16 protein-coding genes are annotated in these 19040 nt (G+C 64.4%); 7 read left to right on the forward strand and 9 right to left on the reverse strand.

The annotated features are described in order from the left end of the window. The first annotated feature begins 166 nt into the window (after nucleotides 1-166). The 4 genes from A9971_RS17460 to A9971_RS17475 all read left to right on the forward strand — a co-directional run bounded on the left by A9971_RS17460 (nucleotide 167) and on the right by A9971_RS17475 (nucleotide 5175). On the forward strand, nucleotides 167-1582 hold the full coding sequence (locus tag A9971_RS17460) for an acetyl-CoA carboxylase biotin carboxylase subunit (RefSeq protein WP_015637534.1): 1416 nt from the start codon (nucleotides 167-169) through the stop codon (nucleotides 1580-1582). Nucleotides 1583-1593: 11 nt separating this feature from the next. Continuing rightward, nucleotides 1594-3402, forward strand: a complete 1809-nt coding sequence (oadA, locus tag A9971_RS17465; RefSeq protein ID WP_123472593.1) for a sodium-extruding oxaloacetate decarboxylase subunit alpha — start codon at nucleotides 1594-1596, stop codon at nucleotides 3400-3402. A gap of 232 nt (nucleotides 3403-3634) precedes the next feature. After that, nucleotides 3635-4909, forward strand: a complete 1275-nt coding sequence (locus tag A9971_RS17470; RefSeq protein WP_041752701.1) for a type II toxin-antitoxin system HipA family toxin — start codon at nucleotides 3635-3637, stop codon at nucleotides 4907-4909. After that, nucleotides 4906-5175 (forward strand): helix-turn-helix domain-containing protein, encoded by a 270-nt coding sequence (locus tag A9971_RS17475; RefSeq protein WP_011064320.1) that lies wholly within the window; start codon nucleotides 4906-4908, stop codon nucleotides 5173-5175. Before A9971_RS17470 ends, A9971_RS17475 begins: the two co-directional genes overlap by 4 nt. 3 nt (nucleotides 5176-5178) lie before the next feature. Here A9971_RS17475 and A9971_RS17480 read toward each other — a convergent pair whose 3' ends face one another. Both A9971_RS17480 and A9971_RS17485 read right to left on the reverse strand, forming a co-directional pair. Further along, nucleotides 5179-6015, reverse strand: coding sequence for an amino acid ABC transporter permease (locus tag A9971_RS17480; protein WP_065365000.1), 837 nt, complete (start codon nucleotides 6013-6015; stop codon nucleotides 5179-5181). Next, a complete protein-coding gene (locus tag A9971_RS17485; RefSeq protein ID WP_015637530.1) occupies nucleotides 6012-6833 on the reverse strand; it encodes an ABC transporter substrate-binding protein in 822 nt (273 codons plus the stop codon). Before A9971_RS17485 ends, A9971_RS17480 begins: the two co-directional genes overlap by 4 nt. Nucleotides 6834-6943: 110 nt before the next feature. On the opposite strand from A9971_RS17485, the gene A9971_RS17490 reads away from it, so the two are divergent. Then, nucleotides 6944-7843, forward strand: coding sequence for a homocysteine S-methyltransferase family protein (locus A9971_RS17490; RefSeq protein ID WP_183001259.1), 900 nt, complete (start codon nucleotides 6944-6946; stop codon nucleotides 7841-7843). A gap of 66 nt (nucleotides 7844-7909) precedes the next feature. On the opposite strand, the gene A9971_RS17495 is transcribed toward A9971_RS17490, so the two are convergent. Genes A9971_RS17495 through A9971_RS17505 form a run of 3 tightly spaced genes read right to left on the reverse strand, consistent with a single transcriptional unit; the run spans nucleotide 7910 to nucleotide 9713 of the window. Beyond that, nucleotides 7910-8581 carry a GNAT family N-acetyltransferase gene (locus A9971_RS17495; RefSeq protein WP_053160498.1) on the reverse strand — a complete coding sequence of 224 codons (672 nt, stop codon included), beginning with the start codon at nucleotides 8579-8581 and terminating at the stop codon, nucleotides 7910-7912. Nucleotides 8582-8600: 19 nt separating this feature from the next. Further along, nucleotides 8601-9047, reverse strand: a complete 447-nt coding sequence (locus A9971_RS17500) for a GNAT family N-acetyltransferase (RefSeq protein ID WP_053160496.1) — start codon at nucleotides 9045-9047, stop codon at nucleotides 8601-8603. Between the two features lie 42 nt (nucleotides 9048-9089). Then, nucleotides 9090-9713, reverse strand: a complete 624-nt coding sequence (locus A9971_RS17505; RefSeq protein ID WP_053154662.1) for an FMN-binding negative transcriptional regulator — start codon at nucleotides 9711-9713, stop codon at nucleotides 9090-9092. A 104-nt stretch (nucleotides 9714-9817) separates the two neighbouring features. Between A9971_RS17505 and A9971_RS17510 the strand changes: the two genes are divergently transcribed. Further along, complete coding sequence (locus A9971_RS17510; RefSeq protein ID WP_183001977.1) at nucleotides 9818-11368, forward strand: PLP-dependent aminotransferase family protein; 1551 nt, start codon at nucleotides 9818-9820, stop codon at nucleotides 11366-11368. 39 nt (nucleotides 11369-11407) lie between these two features. Beyond that, the gene (locus A9971_RS17515) at nucleotides 11408-12619 is read left to right on the forward strand and encodes a YeeE/YedE family protein (protein WP_041120461.1); all 1212 of its coding nucleotides are present in this window, start codon (nucleotides 11408-11410) and stop codon (nucleotides 12617-12619) included. Nucleotides 12620-12732: 113 nt separating this feature from the next. On the opposite strand, the gene A9971_RS17520 is transcribed toward A9971_RS17515, so the two are convergent. The 4 genes from A9971_RS17520 to A9971_RS17535 form a co-directional block, all read right to left on the reverse strand. Beyond that, nucleotides 12733-13833, reverse strand: coding sequence for a polyamine ABC transporter substrate-binding protein (locus tag A9971_RS17520; RefSeq protein WP_183001258.1), 1101 nt, complete (start codon nucleotides 13831-13833; stop codon nucleotides 12733-12735). Between the two features lie 12 nt (nucleotides 13834-13845). Further along, nucleotides 13846-14877: a histone deacetylase family protein gene (locus tag A9971_RS17525; RefSeq protein ID WP_011064310.1), complete on the reverse strand. Its 1032-nt coding sequence runs from the start codon at nucleotides 14875-14877 to the stop codon at nucleotides 13846-13848. Between the two features lie 164 nt (nucleotides 14878-15041). Further along, nucleotides 15042-16967: an ankyrin repeat domain-containing protein gene (locus A9971_RS17530; RefSeq protein WP_259652352.1), complete on the reverse strand. Its 1926-nt coding sequence runs from the start codon at nucleotides 16965-16967 to the stop codon at nucleotides 15042-15044. 100 nt (nucleotides 16968-17067) lie between these two features. Beyond that, a complete protein-coding gene (locus tag A9971_RS17535; RefSeq protein ID WP_103291493.1) occupies nucleotides 17068-18981 on the reverse strand; it encodes an ankyrin repeat domain-containing protein in 1914 nt (637 codons plus the stop codon). Nucleotides 18982-19040: the final 59 nt, after the last annotated feature.

Consider the following 19040-nt stretch of genomic DNA (forward strand, 5'->3'; position numbering starts at 1 on the left):
TGGTGGCATGACTATAAGTCTTTACTTATGGCCAACCCAATAATTATTGATTTTTGTTAATCCCTCTGCAGAGCTAGTGTGTCGCTGCGACTGACTTGAAACATTTGGTCACGCGCCGACTCGGTCTAGCGGGTCGTCTGTTTCAACGGCTCAAGGGAACCTCCAAGTGATAAAAAAGATCCTGATCGCCAACCGTGGTGAGATTGCCGTACGAATCGTGCGTGCCTGCGCGGAAATGGGCATCCGTTCGGTAGCGATCTTCTCCGACGCCGATCGCCATGCCTTGCATGTAAAGCGCGCGGATGAGGCCCACAGCATTGGCGCCGAGCCGCTGGCCGGCTACCTGAACCCACGCAAACTGGTGAACCTGGCGGTGGAAACCGGCTGTGATGCGCTGCATCCCGGCTATGGGTTTCTCTCGGAAAACGCCGAACTGGCGGACATCTGCGCCGAACGTGGAATCAAGTTCATTGGCCCGTCGGCGGAAGTGATCCGCCGCATGGGCGACAAGACCGAAGCCCGCCGCAGCATGATCAAGGCGGGCGTGCCAGTGACTCCGGGCACCGAAGGCAACGTGGCCGATATCCACGAAGCCCTGTCCGAAGGCGACCGCATCGGCTACCCGGTGATGCTCAAGGCCACCTCCGGTGGTGGCGGGCGCGGCATCCGTCGTTGCAACAGCCGTGAAGAGCTGGAGCAGGCTTTCCCCCGGGTCATTTCCGAAGCCACCAAGGCCTTCGGTTCGGCGGAAGTGTTCCTGGAAAAGTGCATCGTCAATCCCAAGCACATCGAAGCGCAGATCCTCGGTGACAGCTTTGGCAACGTGGTGCACCTGTTCGAGCGCGACTGCTCGATCCAGCGCCGCAACCAGAAGCTCATCGAGATCGCCCCGAGCCCGCAGCTGACCCCGGAACAGCGCGCCTACATCGGCGACCTGTCGGTGCGCGCGGCCAAGGCTGTGGGCTACGAGAACGCCGGCACCGTGGAGTTCCTGCTCGCCGAGGGCGAGGTGTACTTCATGGAGATGAACACCCGGGTGCAGGTGGAACACACCATCACCGAAGAAATCACCGGCATCGATATCGTCCGCGAGCAGATCCGCATTGCTTCCGGCCTGCCGCTCTCGGTGAAACAGGAAGACATCCAGCACCGCGGCTTTGCCCTGCAGTTCCGGATCAATGCCGAGGACCCGAAGAACAACTTCCTGCCCAGCTTCGGCAAGATCACCCGCTACTACGCCCCCGGCGGCCCGGGCGTGCGCACCGACACGGCGATCTACACCGGCTACACCATTCCGCCGTTCTACGACTCCATGTGCCTGAAACTCGTGGTCTGGGCCCTGACCTGGGAAGAAGCGATGGACCGTGGCCTGCGCGCCTTGGACGACATGCGCCTGCAAGGGGTCAAGACCACCGCCGCCTATTACCAGGAAATCCTGCGTAACCCGGAATTCCGCAGCGGTCAGTTCAACACCAGCTTCGTTGAGAGCCACCCGGAACTGACCAACTACTCGATCAAGCGCAAACCCGAAGAGCTGGCCCTGGCCATCGCCGCCGCCATTGCCGCCCACGCAGGCCTGTGAGGAATAAAACAATGTCCAAGAAGATTCATGTAACCGACACCATCCTGCGCGACGCCCACCAATCGCTGCTGGCGACCCGCATGCGCACCGACGACATGCTGCCGATCTGCGACAAGCTCGACAAAGTCGGCTACTGGTCCCTGGAAGTCTGGGGCGGCGCCACCTTCGATGCCTGCGTGCGCTTTCTCAAGGAAGACCCCTGGGAGCGCCTGCGCAAACTGCGCGCCGCGCTGCCCAACACCCGCCTGCAGATGCTCCTGCGCGGCCAGAACCTGCTGGGCTACCGCCATTACAGCGATGACGTGGTCAAGGCCTTCGTGGCCAAGGCGGCGGTCAATGGCATCGACGTGTTCCGCATCTTCGACGCCATGAACGACGTGCGTAACCTGCGGGTCGCCATCGAAGCGGTGAAAGCCGCCGGCAAGCACGCCCAGGGCACCATCGCCTACACCACCAGCCCGGTGCACACCATCGAGGCCTTCGTGGCCCAGGGCAAGCAGATGGAAGCCATGGGCTGCGACTCCATCGCGATCAAGGACATGGCCGGCCTGTTGACCCCTTACGCCACCGGCGAGCTGGTCAAGGCGCTGAAGGCCGAGCTGTCGCTGCCGGTGTTCATCCACTCCCATGACACCGCCGGCCTGGCCGCGATGTGCCAACTCAAGGCCATCGAGAACGGCGCTGATCATATCGACACCGCCATCTCCAGCTTCGCCTGGGGCACCAGTCACCCGGGTACCGAGTCCATGGTCGCAGCCCTCAAAGGCAGCGAGTTCGACACCGGCCTGGACCTGGAGCTGCTGCAGGAAATCGGCCTGTACTTCTACGCCGTGCGCAAGAAGTACCACCAGTTCGAAAGCGAATTCACTGCGGTCGATACCCGGGTGCAGGTCAACCAGGTGCCGGGCGGGATGATTTCCAACCTGGCCAACCAGCTCAAAGAGCAGGGCGCCCTGAACCGCATGAACGAAGTGCTGGCCGAGATTCCACGGGTCCGTCACGACCTGGGCTACCCGCCGCTGGTGACCCCGACTTCGCAGATCGTCGGTACCCAGGCGTTCTTCAACGTCCTGGCTGGCGAGCGCTACAAGACCATCACCAACGAAGTGAAGCTCTACCTGCAAGGCGGCTACGGCAAGGCTCCGGGGGAAGTCGACGAGAAACTGCGGCGCCAGGCCATCGGCAGCGAGGAGGTGATCGATGTACGTCCCGCCGACCTGCTGAAGCCGGAAATGACCAAGCTGCGTGGCGAAATCGGCGCCCTGGCGCATTCCGAAGAAGACGTGCTGACCTACGCCATGTTCCCGGACATCGGGCGCAAGTTCCTCGAAGAGCGTGAGGCCGGCACCCTGGTTCCGGAAGTGCTGCTGCCGATTCCTGAAGCGGGCGGCGTGAGCAAGCCGGGCGGTGAAGGCGTGCCCACCGAGTTCGTCATCGACGTCCACGGCGAGACCTACCGCGTCGACATCACCGGCGTCGGGGTCAAGGCCGAAGGCAAGCGCCACTTCTACCTGTCCATCGACGGCATGCCGGAAGAGGTGGTGTTCGAACCTCTCAACGAATTCGTCGGCGGTGGTGGCAGCAAGCGCAAGCAGGCGAGCGCCCCGGGCCATGTCAGCACCACCATGCCGGGCAACATCGTCGATGTGCTGGTCAAGGAAGGCGACACGGTCAAGGCCGGCCAGGCGGTATTGATCACCGAAGCCATGAAGATGGAGACCGAAGTCCAGGCAGCCATCGCCGGCAAGGTCGTGGCGATCCACGTGGCCAAGGGCGACCGGGTCAACCCGGGCGAGATCCTGATCGAGATCGAAGGCTGAGTTCAGGCCTTCATCTGCAACGCTTTACCTCGGGGAGGCTACGGCCTCCCTTTTTTTGTCCACGATTTGCCTGAGTGCATTTTAGTGCACTTATTGTCTGCAAAAATCGGCTGTATCTGCATTACAATGCGTTTCGCAGAGGTAATGACGCACAAAAAGTGCATTAAATTGCAGGTAATGAATGCTACAGCTGACTTTACAGGTCCATCGCGCCGGGACGTGGAGCGATGCGATGACCCTGATTTTCGAGCATCCCGAGCAGGGCTTCACCAGCCCTTGCCGTCTGGGTTATGAGCAGTCGTACCTGGCAGGCAATCTGGAAGCCTTTGCCACGCCGCTGGCGGGATCGGTGAGTGTGCGTCTGCCGCTGACCTGGGAACTGCTGCGCAGTCCGGGCGCCCCGGCGTTCCTGTATGACATTGCGCCGACGCTCACCATGCAGCGTTTTTTGGCCGAGCGCTCGGTGGACGCGCGCCCCGCCGGCATTGCCCCCGACTTGTTCCTGCTGGCCCGATCCAGCGCGGCCCCCATGGGCAATCTGCGGATCAAGGAGTCCCTTGCCGCCATGAATGAATGGCCGCTGCTGGGGTTCTCCCGGGCCGAGGTCAGCGCCCGCGACAACCGCTTTCTTGAATACGCCCATGAACAGGGAGCGGCAATGAGCGGTGCCACCGGTGCCGTTGGCGAGGCGACGAAGCTGCTGCTGACCCAGGGGCGAGACGGGTTGCTGTACCCCGATGCGCTGTTGGAAGACAGGTTGGCGGCGTGCCACTGGCTGGTGAAATGCCCGCCAGAGCAGGCGACGCCAAATGACTGCGACATGCTCAGAAGCGAGTTCCACTACTACCGGGCGCTGCAGCAGCTGGGCATCGATACGGTTCCCGCCCAAGGCCTGGCCCTGGAAGAGGAGCGGCAGCCGAGCCTGTGGATGCGACGCTTTGATCGTCGCCTGCACGGGCAGGGTGTGGAACGGCTGGCGCTGGAGTCCATCTATTCCCTGGCGGGGTTGCCCGGCCAGAGCCTGGGCATGCGGCACACCAAGGTCCTGGGGCTGCTGGCCGAACTCTGGCGAACCGCCGGGCAGGCCTCGGCGATCCCGGAGCTGGTGGCCGACTACCTGCGTCGGGACCTGCTCAACAAGATCCTTGGCAACTCGGCCAACCATGGGCGCAATACCTGGATCATCCGTCACGAGGGCCAGGTGCAGTTGGCGCCGATCCACGATCTGGCGCCGCGAGTGATGGATGACAAGGGCATTACCCGCAGCACCAAATGGCCCGGCCGGATGGAAGTGGCGGGTGATATCGACTGGCGCCAGGTGTGTGCCAGCCTCAAGCCGCTGATCGATCCCGATGCTGCGCTGACGCGCCTGCGCGAAGATGCCGAACGGCTACGGGCCCTGCCGGACCTGCTGAGTGCCGGGGGCTTGCCCGAGGCCACCCTGAATCACCCGCGCATTTACCTGCGTGACCTGGATCGACGCCTGCAGGAGTGGGGTTTGCGATGACTACGACCCTGGAACAGCGCGGCCTGCTGATCGATAACATCCGCCAGGAACTGGCCGCTGGGCGTTTGTCGGTTGGTGATGCGGTCAAGCGCCTGCGCACTGAAGTCACCGGGTTGCATCAGAGCCAGTTCGCCAGGATGTGCCGGATTTCCCTGCGTACCCTGATCCATATCGAACACGGCGACGGCAACCCGACCCTCAAGTCGCTCAACGCGGTGTTCAAGCCTTTCGGCCTGCAGATGGGCGTGGTTTCCCTGCGCCCTTGAGCTTCACCCGCGCTGAACGTAACCCTTGCCGTAATGCCTTTCCATCCGCGCCTGGATCAGTTCCAGGCCGATGGACAGCAGCCAGTAGATCAGCGCCGCGGTGCTGAGCATTTCGATATAGCGGTAGCTGGAACGGCCGTAGGACTGGGCCAGGAACATCACTTCCCAGACCCCCATCACCGAGATCAGCGACGAGTCCTTGAGCATCGAGATGAACTGGTTGGTGGCCGGCGGAATGATGGTGCGCATGGCCTGGGGCAGAGTCACCTGCCAGAAGATCACGCTGTCGCTCATGCCCAGGGCCAAGGCCGCCTGGCGCTGGCCGTGGGGGACGCCCAGGATGCCGGCACGGAAAATCTCGCTGAGGTAGGCGCCGTAGTTCAGCGACAGGGCGATGATCCCGGCGGTAATGGCGCCCGGCACCACCCCCAGTTGCGGCAGGCCGAGGTAGATCAGCAGGATCTGGATCAGCAGCGGTGTGCCGCGAAAGAACGAGGCGTAGAAGCTGGCGATGCCGAACGCCACGGCGCTCGAGGACAGCCGCGCCAGGGCGGTGACAAAGCCCAGCAGCGACGAGGCGACGATGGCGCAGGCGCAAAGGAACAGGGTCAGCGCCGCGCCCTGGAGGAAACCACTGGGGGACAGGTGCAGGCCCAGCAGGTTCGGCAGCTTGTCGAGGATGATCGAGAACTTCAGCTCGAAGCTCAGGAAGAAGCTGGCGAACAGCACCAGCAACGCGGCCCAGGTCAGGTACAGGCGGGTGCGAAAGCCCAGCAGGCGCTTGAGCAGCGGTGCAGCCACCGATTGTGGTGGCTGCGGCGGTGGCGTGTAGGCGGTCATTGGCTGATGTCGGCGCCGATCCATTTCTGCGACAGCTTGCTCAGGGTGCCGTCCTGCTTCAGCTGGGCGAAGACTTCACGCACCTTGGCATTCCACTGGGCATCGCCTTTCTCGATGGCCACCGAGTTGGGCTCGGCGTACAGCGGCTCGCCGGCCAGCTTGAAGCGCGAGTCCTGGGTCAGGCGCGGCTGGGCGGTGACCAGGTTGGTGAGGATCGCATCCAGGCGTACACCCGGGCCCAGGCCGAGGTCCTGGAAGGCCACGTTGTCGGTGTCGTAGGGAGCGATCTGCACATTCTCGAAGGGGTATTGCAGGTGGGTGTCCTCGGCGCCTTCGATCACCAGGTTCTTGTTCAGGTAGCCCTCGTAGCTGGAGGCGGCGGTGAGGCCGACCTTCTTGTCGCTCAGGTCCTGGGCGCCGTGGATCCGTTCATCCTTGGCGTTGACCACGATCACCGCCGGCGAGGCGTAGTACTGCACCGGGAAGTCGAAGACCTCGGCGCGGGCCTTGCTCGGGGTCATGGAGCAGATGCAGATGTCGTAGCGCCCGCTCCAGCGTCCGGCGGCGATCACATCCCAGGACGGGGTTTCCAGGCGCAGCTTGACGCCGAGCTTGTCGGCCACGGCCTTGGCCACGTCGACGTCGAAGCCGTCCAGCTGGTTCTGGTCATTGAGGAACGAGAAGGGCGGATAGCTTTCCATCAGCACTCCGACCAGCTCCTTTTTCTGCTCGATACGTTCCAGGGTGGCGCCGGCGAAGGCTTGGGAAGAGGCGGCGAGAAGGGTCAGGCCGAGGGCCAGCAGCGGTTTGAAATTCATCGGAATCCTGACTGAAAAAGAGTTGTTATTAACCGAATGGTGCGTATTTAATAGTTATAAGAACGACTCCGGTAGTGAGTTATTTTCATAAGCATATGAGTAAAAAGCATATGGGCGCAGGCAATACGGTAATTCTCGATGGCGGTATGGGGCGTGAACTGCAGCGTCGCGGGGCGCCGTTCCGGCAGCCTGAATGGTCGGCCCTGGCGCTGAGCGAGGCGCCCCAGGCGGTTGAGGCGGTGCACGCGGCCTATATCGACAGCGGTGCCAACGTGATCACCAGCAACAGCTACGCGGTGGTGCCGTTTCATATCGGCGAGGAACGTTTTGCCGCTGAAGGCCAAGCCCTGGCGGCTCTGGCCGGTGAGCTGGCGCGCCGCGCGGTAGAGGCCTCCGGCAAGCCGGTGCGGGTCGCGGGTTCGTTGCCGCCGCTGTTCGGTTCCTATCGCCCGGACCTGTTCGATGCGTCCCGGGTCGAGGAAGTGCTGAGCCCGCTGGTCAAGGGCCTGTCGCCTTTCGTGGACCTGTGGCTCGCAGAAACCCAAAGCTCCATCGCCGAGGCGCGGGCTATCCACGCCGGCCTGCCCAAGGACGGCAAGCCGTTCTGGCTGTCCTTCACCCTGAAGGACGAAGAGGTCGACGAAGTGCCGCGCCTGCGTTCCGGCGAACCGGTGGCAGAAGCGGCGGCAGCGGCGGCGCAGTTGGGCGTGCAGACCCTGCTGTTCAACTGCAGCCAGCCGGAAGTGATTGGTGCGGCAGTGGATGCGGCTCGTGAAACCTTCGAGCGCTTGGGGGTGCAGATCCATATCGGCGTGTACGCCAATGCCTTCCCGCCGCAGCCCGAGGATGCCACCGCCAACGATGGCCTGTGCCCGCTGCGTGAAGACCTGGACCCGCCGGGTTATCTGCACTGGGTGGCGGACTGGCACCAGCGCGGTGCCAGCCATGTGGGCGGTTGCTGCGGCATTGGGCCGGAGCATATTGCGGTGTTGGCGCAGAAGCTCGGTTGAGTCCTTCGCCGGCAAGCCGGCTCCTACACAGGCCTGTAGGAGCCGGCTTGCCGGCGAAAATCCCGCTTACCCGCGACACTCCGCCAGCGACTTGAGCTGCCCCGAGCCGCTCTGGTTCTCATCGCTGAGCCATTGCTCGAAACCCTTGGCAATCACCGGCCATTCCCCATCCAGGATCGAGAACCACGCGGTATCGCGGTTCTGCCCCTTGGCCACCATGTGCTGGCGAAACACACCCTCGAAGCTGAAACCCAAACGTTCCGCGGCGTAGCGCGAGCGGGCATTGGCGTTGTTGCACTTCCATTCCAGGCGCCGGTAACCCAGGGCGAAGGCTTCCTTGGCCAGCAGGTACACCGCTTCAGTGCTCTTTGGCGAACGTTGCATCGGTGCACCGAAGGTTACATGGCCGATCTCGATACGCCCCTGGGCCGGGACGATGGACATCAGGCTGATGAGGCCCTGGGCCTGGCCGCTGGCGCGGTCGATCACGGTAAAGAAGTACGGGTCGCTGGCGACGGCGTGGTTAGCGAGCCAGGCATCGAACGCCGCACGCTCGGGGAAGGGGCCATAAGGCAGGTAGTTCCACAGCACGGGGTCGGCGCCAGGGCCTTGCAGCACCTGGAACAGATCGTCGCCATGGCGCGCCGGGTCGAGCCTTTCCAAACGGATGAAGCGCCCTTCAAGCAGGGTGGCCGAAGGGGCGGGAACGCCTTTCCAATCGGCGAGTGAAATCGACATGCAGTGGCTCCTTGGCAACTCAGAGGGGTTTGCGGAACTGGATGAAACCCGGGCGCTCGGCAATACGCTCATACAGCTGGATGGCCGTGGCATTGGTTTCGTGGGTCAGCCAGTGCACCTTGGCGCAGCCGTCCTGTTTCGCCTGGGTGTAGACGAACTCGATCAGCTGGCGGCCGACGCCGGTGCCGCGCTGGTCCGGGGTCACCAGCAGGTCCTGCAGGTAGCAGGAATTCTCGATGCTCCAGTTGGAGCGGTGGTAGATGAAATGCACCAGGCCCACGGCGCGCTCGCCGTCCCAGGCCAGGGCCGCGTGGGTCGGCTCGCCGGCATCGAGAAAACGCTGCCAGGTGCTTTGGGTCACGGCGTCCGGCAGTTCGGTTTCGTAGAAGCTCAGGTAGGCCTGCCATAACGGCAGCCAGGCGGCATGGTCGGCAGCGGTGACGGGGCGGATCTGGATCTGGCTCATGAAGGCTCCTTTGTTGTTCTGTACGAAAAATGTTCTGTACGCCTAACCCATCAGCCGGGACAGTTGTTGGTCGCCCAGGTCGGCGCTGGCCGCCAGCCCTTCGCGTACCCCGGCAATATCTTCGACATTGCGGTTCTGGCTGAGCTTGCGCTTGCCTTCCAGGCGCTGGATCGGCAGGGCAAAACCGACAATCGCCCGCAGCATGCTGTCGAGGTAGTCGGCCGGGGCATCGGCCACCTTCCACGGTTGTGGGCGACCGGCTTCGTGACGCTCGGTCAGGCCCTCCACCACCTTCAGCAGCCGCTGCGGGTCGGTGAATACCTCGGGTTGGCCGTAGGCGTGCACCGCCACGTAGTTCCAGGTCGGCACCACTTTGCCGTGTTCGGCCTTGCTCGGATAGAACGACGGGCTGACGTAGGCGTCTTCGCCGGTGAAAATCACCAGAGCTTCGGCACCACTGGCCAGCTCGGCGCACTGCGGATTGGCCTTGGCCAAGTGCCCGTAGAGGGTGCCATTGGCGCCCTGTTCGGGGCTCAGCAACAGTGGCAGATGACTGGCCTGCAGGCCCAGGGCACCCCAGGTCACCAGGGTCGCCAGACGGCTGTGCTGCATCACCCCGTGCAGGCGGGTGAGGTCTTCATCGACGAAAGCGCGAGGTAGGTACATAGAAAAAATCCTTGGCGAGTGGCTGCATCCTAGGCAGGCTAATGGTTCGTTGTAAGAGCCATCTCTGGTCTATTTTTTAGGTCCAATTGCCCGGGTGAACCTCGATGAACAGTGCCGTACCCCCGTTGTCCTTCAATCCGGCCGGCATCGAGCTGGACCGCCGCCAGGGCCTCAGTCGCCAGCTGTACCAGGCCTTGCGACAGCGGGTGCTGGACGGGCGCCTGGCCAGTGGTACGCGCCTGCCTGCCAGCCGCGACCTGGCCGCCGCCCTGGGGATTTCCCGCAACAGCGTGGTGCGGGCCTATGACCAGCTGTACGCCGAGGGTTTTATCGAAGGGCGGGTCGGTGACGGCACCTATGTGGCGCAATTGCCGGAAACCCGATTGCCGATCAAAAAACTATCCACAAAAGTATCCACAGGGTTTTCAACAGGCTTACCCACAGGTTTATCCACAAAGCAGGCAGAAATGGCTGGTGATTTATCCAGTAAAGTTATCCACAGCAGCGGCTGGCAGCGCCTGCAAACCCATCATTTGAGTACCCCGCCCAAGGGGCCGTCACGGGCTTTTCGGGTTGGCGTGCCAGCCTTCGATCTGTTCCCGTTCGAGGTCTGGGCCAAGCTGAATGCGGCTTTCTGGCGCAGGCCCGACCTCGGGCAATTGTGCTACGGCGACTCGGCGGGCGATCCGCGGCTGCGCAGCCTGATCGCCGCCTACCTGCGCAGCGCTCGGGGCCTGAACTGCACGGCTGAACAAATTGTGATCACCAGTGGCGCGCAGCAGGGCATCAGCCTTTGTGCACAGCTGCTGGTGGAGCCAGGCGACAAGGTGGCTGTGGAAAACCCCGGCTACCGCGCCGCGGGGCATGCCTTCGCCCTGGCGGGTGCGCAGTTGCAGGGCGTGGCGGTGGACCAGGAGGGCATCGACTGCCGCCAGCTGGAGCAGCTGGACAGCTGCCGCCTGGCCTATGTCACGCCGTCCCACCAGTACCCCACCGGGGTGATCATGAGCCTGGCCCGGCGCCTGGAGCTGCTGGCCTGGGCCGAACGCAGCCAGGGCTGGATCATCGAGGACGACTACGACGGCGAGTACCGCTACAGCGGTGCGCCCCTGGCCCCCCTGGCGGCGTTGGACCGCCAGGGCCGGGTGATCTACGTCGGTACCTTCGGCAAGGTCGCCTTTCCGGCCCTGCGCCTGGGCTACCTGGTGCTGCCGCCGACCCTGGTCCAGGCCTTCGCCCAGCGCCGGGCGGTGGACGTGCGCCATTCCGAGGTCAGTACCCAGGCGGTGATGGCCGAGTTCATGGCCGCCGGGCACTTCCAGCGGCATATCCGGCGCATGCGCCGGGCGGCCCTGAGCCGGCGCAACACCTTGCTGGCGGCCTGGCCACAGGCGATCGGCGGCGTCGGGCCGCTGCCCGGCGTGGCGGCGGGGCTGCACCTGACGGTGCGGGTCGACAGCCTGGCGCGGGAACAGGAACTGCTGGCCCAGGCCGCCAGTGTGGAGGTCGAGGTCGCCGGCCTGAGCAGCTACTGGCTGCCGCAAACCACCTTGCCCGAGGACCAGCGGGCCGGGCTGGTGCTGGGCTTCGCGGCTGTGCCGGAAGCCGATATACAGGCTGCGGTAAGCCGTTTGCGCCAGGCCTGGCGGGCCTGACGCGGTATACTCGCGAGCATTTCCCGCGCGAGAACCCCCATGAGCCAGACCCTCTCCCTGGCGCCTGAACGCAAGTTCGGCGCCCCGCTGTTCGCCTTGCTGATGCTGGTGGCCGGTGCTCTGTTCCTGCAAGCCCAGGTGGGTGCCCGCCAGGTGCTGCTGTTGCTGCTGGGCGCTGCCCTGGGGCTGACCCTGTACCACGCGGCCTTCGGCTTCACCTCGGCCTGGCGGGTGTTCATCCGCGACCGGCGTGGCGCCGGCCTGCGAGCGCAGATGGTCATGCTGGCCCTGGCGGTGCTGCTGTTCTTCCCCGCGCTGGGAGTGGGCAGCCTGTTCGGCCAGCCGGTGGTGGGGCTGGTGGCGCCGGCCGGTGTCTCGGTGATCTTCGGTGCCTTCATCTTCGGCATCGGCATGCAGCTGGGCGGCGGTTGCGCCTCGGGCACCCTGTTCACCGTTGGCGGCGGCAATGCGCGGATGCTGGTGACCCTGGCGTTCTTCATTTGCGGTTCGCTGATCGCCACCCATCACGTCGACTGGTGGTTTGCGCTGCCGTCGCTGCCGCCCATCTCTATCGTCCAGAGTTTTGGTGTAGGCCCGGCGCTGGGCCTGAGCCTGTGCCTGTTCGCGCTGATCGCGGTGCTCACCCTGACCCTGGAAAAGCGTCGTCATGGCAGCCTTGAAGCTCCGGTCACCAGCGAGCACCAGGGCTGGCGCCGGCTGCTGCGCGGCCCTTGGCCGCTGGTCTGGGGCGCGGTAGCCCTGGCTCTGCTGAACTTCGCCACCCTGGCCCTGGCGGGGCGCCCATGGGGCATTACCTCGGCGTTCGCCCTTTGGGGCGCCAAGGTTGCCAGCGGGCTGGGGGTAGACGTAGGCAGTTGGGTGTTCTGGCAGGGCGCGGCGAATGCCAAGGCGCTGGCGGCACCGGTGTGGCAGGACATCACCAGCGTCATGGACATCGGCATCGTCCTGGGTGCCTTGCTGGCGGCAGGGCTGGCGGGGCGTTTTGCCCCCAACCTGAGAATCCCCACCCGTTCCCTGGTGGCGGCGGTAATCGGCGGCCTGCTGCTGGGCTACGGTTCGCGCCTGGCCTATGGCTGCAACATCGGCGCCTACTTCAGCGGCATCGCCTCCGGCAGCCTGCATGGCTGGCTGTGGCTGGTGGCGGCCTTCATCGGCAACGGCGTGGGCGTGCGCCTGCGGCCCTGGTTCTTCGCCGAAGAGCGCAGCCCCCAAGGCCTCACCGGCTGCTAAACGCCACTGTGTAGGAGCCGGCTTGCCGGCGAACAGCGGCGACGCGGTCTATCACCCGCCGCGTCCTCGTCGTTCGCCGCCCACCAGAACACCGCCCGTGTGCTTGCGCCGGATCAGGTTCCGGACTTGATCTTGGTCCAGGCCCGGGTCCGCGCCCGCTCTGCATCACGGGGCAACGGCTGCAGCGTGTACAGGGTGCTCATGGCCGCTTCTGTCGGATACAGGTTGGGGTTATTGCGGATCGAAGGGTCCACCCGCTCGGTGGCATCCTTGTTCGGGTTCGGGTAACCGACAAAGTCGCTGACCGGGGCAATCACCTGGGGCTGCAGCAGGTAGTTGATGAAGGTGTAGGCATCTTCCGGGTTCTTCGCGCCCTTGGGGATCGCCAGCATGTCGAACCAGATCGGCGCGCCTTCCTTGGGCAGGCGCATGTCCACGGTCACGCCGTTCTTGGCTTCCTTGGCCCGGTTGGCAGCCTGGGAGAAGCTCCCCGAGTAGCCCACCGCCACGCAGATATCGCCATTGGCGATGTCGGCCATGTACTTGGACGAGTGGAAGTAGGTGATGTACGGCCGGATCTTCATCAGCAGCGCTTCAGCCTTCTCATAGTCCGCCGGTTTCTTGCTGTTGGGGTCCAGGCCCAGGTGCTGCAGGGCCAGGGGCAGGATTTCCGACGGCGAATCCAGCAGGGCCACGCCGCACTGCTTGAGCTTGCTGATGTTCTCTTCCTTGAAGATCAGGTCCCAGCTGTCCACCGGCGCCTTGTCCCCCAAGGCGGCCTTGATCTTGTCCGGGTTGAAGCCGATCAGGATGGTGCCGTACATGTAGGGCACGGCGAACTTGTTGCCCGGGTCGTTGGCCTCGATCAGCTTCATCAGCTTGGGGTCCAGGTGGTTCCAGTTGGGCAGCTTGCTGCGGTCCAGGGGCTGGAACACCCCGGCCTCGATCTGCTTGGCCAGGAACACGTTGGACGGCACCACCACGTCATACCCGGAGTTGCCGGTGAGCAGCTTGGCCTCCAGGGCTTCGTTGGTGTCGAAGATGTCGTAGACCAGCTTCACCTGGCTGTTCTGCGCCTTGAAGTCTTCCAGGGCCTTGGGGGTGATGTAGTCGAACCAGTTGTACACCCGCAGGGTGCGTTCTTCGGCGTGGGCGGCGGTCCCCAGCAGGCTGGCGCACAAGGCGGGGATCATTAAGCATTTGAGTCTTTGCATGATGCGAATCCCTCACTGGGCGCTTTGGAAGCCTTCGAGAACGTTGACGGCGTTGATGCCGATTTCCTCAACCGCATAACCGCCTTCCATGACGAACAGCGTCGGCTTGCCGAGGGCGGCGATGCGCTTGCCCATGGCCAGGTAGTCCGGGCTGTCGAGTTTGAATTGCGAGATCGGATCGTCCTTGAAGGTGTCCACGCCCAGGGACACCACGATGATGTCGGCGTCATAGCGCTGGATTTCGTTGCAGGCCTGTTCCAGGGCCGCGCTCCACGCATCCCAGCCGCTACCGGCGGCCAGTGGGTAGTTGAAGTTGAAGCCTTCCCCGGCGCCTTCGCCGCATTCGTCGGCATAGCCCAGGAAGAACGGGAACTCGGCTTCCGGGTGGCCGTGGATCGAGGTGAAGAGCACGTCGCTGCGCTCATAGAAGATCGACTGGGTGCCGTTGCCGTGGTGGTAGTCGACGTCGAGGATCGCGACCTTCCTGTGGCCCTGATCGAGGAACGCCTGGGCAGCAATGGCGGCGTTGTTCAGGTAGCAGTAGCCGCCCATCAGGTCGCCGGCGGCGTGGTGTCCCGGTGGCCGGCACAGGGCGAAGGCACTGTGGGCGCCATTCTGGATATGGGCCTGGGCGGTCAGCGCCACCTGCGCCGCGCTATAGGCCGCCTGCCAGGTGCCGGCGGTGATCGGCGCGCCGCCGTCGAAGCTGTAGTAGCCGAGCTGGCCGTGGAGGCTGGTGGGAATCACGCTGCGCAAGGTACGCGCCGGCCAGGTGTAGGGCAGCAGGTCGCCGTCGATGCCCTGTGCCGCCCAGCGCGCCCAGGCGCCCTTGAAGAAGTCCAGGTAGGCCCGGCTGTGGATGCGCTCGATGGGCTCCAGGCCGAAGTCCTTGGGTGCCTCTACCGGCCCCAGGTTTTGATGTTTCACTCGATCCAGCACGTGGTCGGCCCGGGAAGGCATTTCGAAGCAGGGCATCAGTTGCCCGTCGATGAGTTCGCAACGGCCGTGGTGCAGGTGGTGATCGTCCGAGTAGATCGTCAGCATTTTCTTGTTCTCCGCAGGCTGATTCGGTGGAGCACAGTCTTGCGGGGCGCGGGGTTTGGGAGAACGGCAGGAGCGGCCAAAAGGGGAATGATGTGGCCAAAGTGTTTGACCGAAATTCGCCCCTTAAAGAGGCATGGCGCCCCGTTGCGGGGCGCCATCCGGTTTCAGCTGGCAGGCGGGGTAGGGGCGTAGCGCTGCAGGACCTTGAGCATGTCCTCGCGTTTTTTCCGGGCAATGGCTTCCAGCAATATTGCGTAGCCCTTTTTCTCGCAGTGCTGGCCGACATTCGGGTCGGCGCCTTTCTCCAGCAGCAGAGTGAACATCTCCAGGGTGTCCCGCTGGCTGACGGAGGGCGACTGGGCGTCGGCGGAGGTCTTGTCGGCGACCAGGGTCAGCAGGCTTTCGCCGACGGGCTGGTTGTTGCAGACGGCACGGCCGTAGCTCAGGTTGAGGTTGGCACCGGCCGCTATCAACTGCTTCATGGCCACGTAGTTGTTGCCCGAGAAGGCCCGGTACAGCGCGGTTTCGCCGTCATTCTTGTTGCGCAGGTCGAGGTTCTGCGGGTACTGCAGCAGCCAGCTGAAGCCTTGCAGGCTGCGCTTGTTCTCGGCCATCTGCATCAGTGGCGTCACGCCCTGGCTGTCGGGTTCGTCGATGGCCACGCCAGCCTCGATGAGGAACTTCAGGCGCCCGCCCTGGCTCAGGTCGGGGCTGTCGCCCAGGTCGCGGCGCATGGCCAGGGTCGCCAGGGTGGTCCAGTTGTACAGGCCGCTGGTGTGGGCGCCGTGCTCCAGCAGCAGCCGGGCGATGTCCAGGTGCGGTGCGTCCAGGGCGTGCAACAAGGCGCTGCGGCCATCGTCGGCCATGACCTCGCCGCTGATGCCACTGGCCAGCAGGCGCTGCACTTCGCTCAGGTCGCCGGCATCCACCGCGTCCACCAGCGGCCAGAAGGCCTGGCAGTCCCGGGGGTTGGCGGCGTTCAGGCCCAAGCGCTGCAGCACCCGGGGCGGGATGCTCATCTGGCGCTTCAGGCGCAGGCCGCAATACACCCGGTAACCCTCGATGGCCCGGCCCTGGTGGATGTTGTCCTGCGTGCGTTGTTGGTAGATCGCCCAGTCCAGGTCCGCCAGGTTGAGGTAGGTCGGCATGCGCCCCGGGTCGCGGCGCAGCACTTCCTTGAGCCAGGGGCGGGCGGTTTGCAGCTGCCCGGCTTCGCTGGTCCAGTAGGCGATGTCGTTGAGCAGGCCGGCGTATTCACGGCGCTCGGTGGCGATGCTGCGAAAGTCATGGGTAACGAAGAAGTCTTCCACTTCGCGGATGCCCGGCAGTTTGTCCTTGGCCGTGCGCAGTTGTTCGTGCAGCGCGCGGAACTCTTTCCACAGGCTGTCCGGGGTCGAGGCTGGCGCTGGCACAAAGGCGTTGACGGTGATCGGCCCGCTGCCTTGGGTGAAGGGGCGGAACCACGGCGGGAAGGTCTCCAGGGCCTGCAACCACTGCCGCCCGGTTTCCTCGCTGATGGGTTGCAACGGGGTGAATTCCATCTGGCCAAGGTCCTGGCGGTGACTGATGGCCAGCAGCGGGTGTTGCGGATCGCGCTGGTCGATCAGCAGGTAGCGCCCGCTAAGTTGCCACTCGGATGGCTCCTTGCACTGGAAGCTCAGGGGCGTCAGGGTGACGCCGGGGACCAGGCTGTTGCTCGTGGGCCAGATGTCGTTGACCTGGATGTCATCGCCCGGGGACACACAGGCCCGCAGCTCTTCAGGGCTGAACAGAGCCATCGGCGGCGACTTGTAGACCCGCTGCCGGTACTGCAGGTCCTGATAGGCATTGAAGTAGAACAGCCCGCGGTACTGGCTCAGGACAATCCGCAGCGGCATCCGCGCCAGGCCCGGCAGGGGGAACGGCTTGAGCTCCAGGGTGGCGGTTTCCGGGTAGTCGAGGACGAAGTTGCGGCGCATTCCCGACCATTTGAACCAGGCCAGGTCCAGGTCGAAGGCCTGGGCCACGGGAGTGGCAGCCAGCAGTGTCAGCGCCAGGCCAAGCCCGCGAATGCCGATGCGCCGGGCGATGGCGCCTGAGAATAGCTTCAACGTTGCAGTCCCTTGCCGATAGAAAGCCCGGCAATGTAATGCAATCGGCGCTGTTGTGCCGGGCTTTGTTTCAGGGGCGCAGCGGGTTCGGCGCCACGCCTCAAGGACGAAGCGCCGTCGCCGGCGCTGGCGGCGCAAAGCCTTGCAGCACCTTGAGCATGTCGTCGCGTTTTTTCCGGGCGATGATCTCCAGTAGCAGGGTCCGGCCCTTTTTCTCGCAGCGCTGGCCGACGTTGGGGTCGGCGCCCTTTTCCAGCAGTAGGGTGAACATGTCCAGGGTGTCCTGCATGCTCACGATGGGGGAGTGCTGGTCCGGGGAAATCTTGTCGGCAACGAGCATCAGCAGGCTCTGGCCCATGGGCTCGTTGCCGCAGGTGCCGCGGCCATAGCTCAGGTTCAGATCGGCGCCGGCCTCTATCAGGAGTTTCATGGCCGGGTAGTTGTTGCCCCAGAAGGCGCGGTACAGCGCGGTTTCACCGTCGTCGACGGTACGCAGGTCGAGGTTCTGCGGGTGCTGCAGCAACCAGGTGAAGCCCTGGAGGTTGCGTTCCTGCTCGGCCAGCTTCATCAGCGGTGTCTGCCCGCGACTGTTCGGCTCGTCGATGGCGACGCCGGCTTGCAGGAGAAATTTCAGGCGCCCGCCCTGGTTCAGGTCGGGGCTGTCCTTGAGGTCACGTTGCATGGCCAGCATGGCCAGGGTGCTCCACTGGTACTGGCCGCTGGTGTGGGCGCCATGGGCCAGCAGCAGTCGGGCGATCTCCAGGTGCGGCGCATCCAGAGCGTGCAGCAGGGCACTGCGGCCGTCCTCGGCCATGACCTCGCCGCTGACGCCACTGGCCAGCAAACGCCTTACCTCTGCCTCGTCGCCGGCATCCGCGGCGGCCACCAGCGGCCAGAAGCCCTGGCACGCCTGCGGGTTGGCGGACTCCAGGCCCAGGCGCTTGAGCACCCGCGGCGGCACGCTCATCTGGCGTTGCAGGCGCATGCCGCAGTACAGCCGATAACCCTCGATGGCCCGGCCCTGGTGGATGTTGTCCAACGGCCGTTGCTCGAACAGGGCCCAGTCCAGGTCGGCCAGGTTGAGGTAGGTCGGCATGCGGCCCAGATCCCGGCGCAGCACTTCCAACAGCCAGTTCCGGGCGGTGTTCAACTGACCGGCCTCGCTGGTCCAGTAGGCGATGTCATTGAGCAGGCCCGGGTATTCGCTGTGGTCGATGGCGATGCTGCGATAGTCATGGAGGGCGAAGAAGTCTTCCACCTGGCGGATGCCCGGCCCCTTGTCCTTGGCTGTGCGCAGTTGTTCATGCAGTGCACGAAACTGCTTCCACACGCTGTCCGCCGTGGCCGGTGGCGTGTAGGCATTGAGGGTGATCGGCCCGCTACCGCTGTCGAAGGCGCGGAACCACGGCGGAAACTTCTGCAAGGCCTGCAACCATTGTTGCCCGGTCTCGACGCTGATGGGTTGCAACGGGGTGAAGTCCATCTGGGTCATGTCCTGGCGGTGACTGATGGCCAGCAGCGGGTGTTGGGGATCGCGCTGGTCGATCAGCAGGTAGCGCAGGCTGAGTTGCCACTGCGGGGGCACCGAACAGTCGAAACCCAGCGGCGTCAGGGTGATGCCGGTGTCCAGGGTGTTGCTCGGTGGCCAGTTGTCCGAGACCTGGATCGGGTTGTCCGGCGACACGCAGTTGCGCAGGTCCTCGGGGCTGAGCAGCGGCAGGGGCGCGGACTTGTAGATCCGCTGCTGGTAATCCAGGTCCTGGTAGGCATTGAGATAGAACAGCCCACGGTACTGGCTGAGGACGATCCGCGCCGGCACTTGCGCAAGGCCGGGCAGGGGGAACGGCTTGATCTGCAGGATGGCGGTTTCCGGCTCATCCAGGACAAAGCTGCGGGACATCTCCCACCATTTGATCTTGGACAGGTCGAACGCCTGGGCGACGGGGACGCCAGCCAGCAGCACCAGTGCCAGGCAAAGCCTGCGAATGCCGATGGCGTCTGTGAATAGGTTCAAGCGTGCAGTCCCTAGCCGGTAGAAAGGTCGGCAATGTAATGCAATCGCCAGCGTTGTGC

The organism is Pseudomonas sp. UME65 (assembly GCF_014170225.1).
In the GTDB taxonomy this organism is placed as follows: Bacteria; Pseudomonadota; Gammaproteobacteria; order Pseudomonadales; family Pseudomonadaceae; genus Aquipseudomonas; species Aquipseudomonas protegens.